We start from the raw sequence: 304 nt of genomic DNA, 5'->3' as shown, positions 1-304 counted from the left end.
CCGCTGAACACTTTTTCAGTGGCCTCATTAAAAACTGAGAGCTATGTTTTTTATAAATTCAATTTTTCTAGTTTTTGATAAGCTTTGTCTCTTATATAGTTTTTCGACTGCCAAGTGTCAGATTTCATAAATGGAAGTTCATCCTTTTTCTGGGCAAGCAATTCTTTTAATCCCGGAATTTCGGGGTCCTGTTCATATAATTCGATTAACCCAATAATTCCTGTGGCAGACGTATACCCTAAATAATCGATATCAATTTTTCCAGTTGCTTCATAGCGCTCGATGTTTTGGGCAACGATGATTT

General features: G+C 35.9%; 1 pseudogene. It reads right to left on the bottom strand.

Annotated features, from left to right (window positions below):
• Positions 1-50: 50 nt before the first annotated feature.
• Positions 51-304: pseudogene (locus PZE06_RS27850) on the bottom strand (DUF4153 domain-containing protein); the annotation flags it as partial.

Origin of the sequence: Robertmurraya sp. DFI.2.37, assembly GCF_029211245.1 — a bacterium.
Taxonomy (GTDB): domain Bacteria; phylum Bacillota; class Bacilli; order Bacillales; family Cytobacillaceae; genus Robertmurraya; species Robertmurraya methanolica_A.
The sequence above is the reverse complement of the archived record's forward strand: the minus strand, read 5'-3'. Positions and strand labels throughout refer to the sequence as shown.